The organism is Pseudomonas sp. (genome assembly GCF_050739995.1).
GTDB lineage: Bacteria > Pseudomonadota > Gammaproteobacteria > Pseudomonadales > Pseudomonadaceae > Aquipseudomonas.
The window spans coordinates 1-2,752 of sequence record NZ_JBOICG010000769.1 but is presented as its reverse complement, the minus strand read 5'-3'; the positions used below and the strand labels follow the sequence as shown (position 1 = coordinate 2,752).

The 2,752-nt window shown below is 57.6% G+C and carries 3 protein-coding genes; all 3 read right to left on the bottom strand.

The features are described 5' to 3' along the window. Positions 1-85: 85 nt before the first annotated feature. Genes ACRESD_RS26135 through ACRESD_RS26125 form a run of 3 tightly spaced genes read right to left on the bottom strand, consistent with a single transcriptional unit; the run spans position 86 to position 2,654 of the window. On the bottom strand, positions 86-871 hold the full coding sequence (locus ACRESD_RS26135) for an outer membrane protein OmpK (protein WP_431753551.1): 786 nt from the start codon (positions 869-871) through the stop codon (positions 86-88). A gap of 22 nt (positions 872-893) precedes the next feature. Next, positions 894-1,262, bottom strand: coding sequence for a hypothetical protein (locus tag ACRESD_RS26130; protein WP_431753550.1), 369 nt, complete (start codon positions 1,260-1,262; stop codon positions 894-896). A gap of 45 nt (positions 1,263-1,307) precedes the next feature. Then, positions 1,308-2,654, bottom strand: a complete 1,347-nt coding sequence (locus ACRESD_RS26125) for a nucleobase:cation symporter-2 family protein (RefSeq protein WP_431753549.1) — start codon at positions 2,652-2,654, stop codon at positions 1,308-1,310. Between the last annotated feature and the right edge of the window lie 98 nt (positions 2,655-2,752).

The window sequence follows — 2,752 nt, the reverse complement described above, 5'->3', positions numbered from 1 at the left end:
CCTGAAATGTTGAATGACACACCGAATTCGCGAGCAAGCCCGCTCCCACATTAGTCCACTTCCACATTGATCATGTGGCGTTCAGTTAGAAGTGGTACTTGACCAGCAAGCTTGCCGTGTCCTGGTTGGTCCTGAACGCGCCGCTGTCTTCAACCCCGTACTTGTTCTTCCAGTAGTCGTATTCAATGCCGACATACAACTGCTTCTCGCCCCAGTGCAGTGCCTTGCCCAGGTCATATTTGATCTGTGGATTGAAGTGCAGGTTGGCGTGGTAGGTGCCGCGCGCGTTCTTGTCGTTGTCGACTACCCAATCCATGAAACCGTCGATCAGCACATTGGAGCTGCCCACGGGAATGGTGTAGGACCACACCGGCGTGATTTGCCAGATGTTGTTGCCTGGACGGTCGCCCGCCGGGTGGCGCTGGTAGAAGTTCAACTGGAAGTAGTCGAAGCCCGGCACATTCAAGTCAAAGCCCGGGCCGATCAGGTAGGCGTTGTTATTGCCTTCGCCGAACTCGTAAGTGAAGGCCAGCAATACATCTTTGATCGGACCGAAAGACAGGTCTTTGTCGAAGATCTTGCCGAACGATAACCGTGGGCTGAACTCGCCGTAATAGGTATCCGGGCCGACGTTGCCGTCTTCCTTGCCGTTATAAAAGATGCGGTCGACGAACAAGAAGTTGTCGCCGTACTTCCAGGCGTCGGCATGTTCGAACGTGACGGTTTGCTGGATCTGCGGGTTGATGGTGAAGTTCTTGCCCCACAGGTACGTCAGGCTGTTGTTCTGCCACTGCAACAAATCGCCTGCTACGGCTTGGCCGCCGGCCAGCAGGGAACCTGCCAACATCAGGCCTTTTAACATAGGTTTCATTCGGTGCTCCCGAGTCAAAGTTTTATGGTTGTTCTTCTACGCAGGCGCTCTGGTGTGGCGCCTTTTGGTTCGCTGCAAAAATCGTCTGTTTGGTCAGCTTTAATGCTTTTAGCAAGAGCTGCGCCAAGGTGTTTAAAAAGCCAATAAAACGCCTTCGGCTGCACTTGATGCAGTCGAATCCAGTGGTTTTTTGTGCACGTTGGCCGCAGACATCAGGCCCGGATAAGTTGGCCCTGCAGTCAGCTTTTACATTCGCTGTTTTTTTTTGAGTCGATTCGAGCGGGCGCGGAGAATACTGGCTCTCAGGCCTTGGCTCAAGTGCGCTGTAACAGAGCGCGTGGGGCGAGAATGGGGCGCGGCTTGTGGCCGGCCCCAGGTGAATGGCATGCATGGGGATGTTCCTTGTTCGTTATTGTTTTTATTGTTAACGAAGGAATCAGTGGGTATGGGCGACGGCGGGTCGTTCAGCGCCGCCCAAGATGTTGAACAGTATGTTCAGCGACAGCGCGCTGAGGGTGGCCATGGCAATCCCACTGTGGGTAATCGGGCTCATCCACAGCGGCAGCTGTGCGAAGAACTCCGGGCGCACCACGGGGATCAAGCCCATGCCGATACTCACCGCTACCAGCAGTTGGTTGCGACGGTCAGCGATGTCGGCTTCCTGCAGGATCTTGATGCCGGTCGCCGTCACCATGCCGAACATGGCGATCGCTGCGCCACCCAATACCGCTGGTGGAATCGACGCCACCAGGAACGCGGCTTTGGGCAGCAGGCTCAGCACAATCAGGAACACCCCGGCCATGATTGTCACCGAGCGACAGCGCACGCCGGTCATCTGCACCAGGCCGATGTTCTGGGCGAAGGAAGAGTGGGTAAAGGTGTTGAAGAAACCGGCGAAGAATGACGCGCCGGCATCACACAGCAAGCCACGGCGCAGCATCTTCGGCGTGACTTCCTGGCCGGTGATTTTGCCCAGGGCGAGGAACATGCCGGTGGACTCGACGAAGATGATCACCACTACCAGGCACATAGACAGGATCGGTGCCAGCTCGAACTTGGGCATGCCGAAGTGCAGCGGGGTCACCACCTGCACCCAGGGTGCCTGGGTCAGGCCGCTGAGGTCGACCATGCCGAGCAGGCCGCACAAGGCGTAGCCGAGCGCCATGCCGATCAGCACTGAGATGTTCACCCAAAAACCGCGCATGAAGCGGTTGATCAGCAGGATGGTGGCCAGTACCAGGGCGGCAATCGCCAGGTAAATCGGCGAGCCGAATGTGGCGGCGGCACTGCCGCCACCGGCCCAGTTGACGGCCACGGGAAACAGCGACAGGCCGATGGCGGTAATCACCGTACCGGTCACCAACGGTGGGAAAAAGCGCACGACCTTGGACATGAACGGTGCGATCAGGATGCCGAAGAATCCAGCGGCGATGGTGGCGCCGAAGATCCCTTGCAAGCCGATCCCGGGCATGCCGGCCATGGCGACCATGCTGCCGACAGCGGCGAAACTGGCGCCCATCATCACCGGCATACGAATGCCCACCGGGCCGATACCGAATGACTGCACCATGGTGGCGATACCGGCCACCAGCAAGTCGGCGTTGATCAGAAAGGCGATTTCTTCACGGCTGAGGCCTGCGGCCTGGCCAATGATCAGGGGGACGGCGACGGCGCCGCCGTACATCAGTAAGACGTGTTGCAGGCCTACCAGAATCAGTTGCAAGAGGGGCAGCCGCACCATGGCGGGCGCGGCAGTAGTCTGCGGTTCGGCTAACTCGGTCATGCAACACCTCGGATCTTTTTTATTTTTGTGTTGTTTGGCATTCAATTGCCATTTGAAACGCTATCTCTAAATCACCACAAATCCCCTGTGGGAGCGGG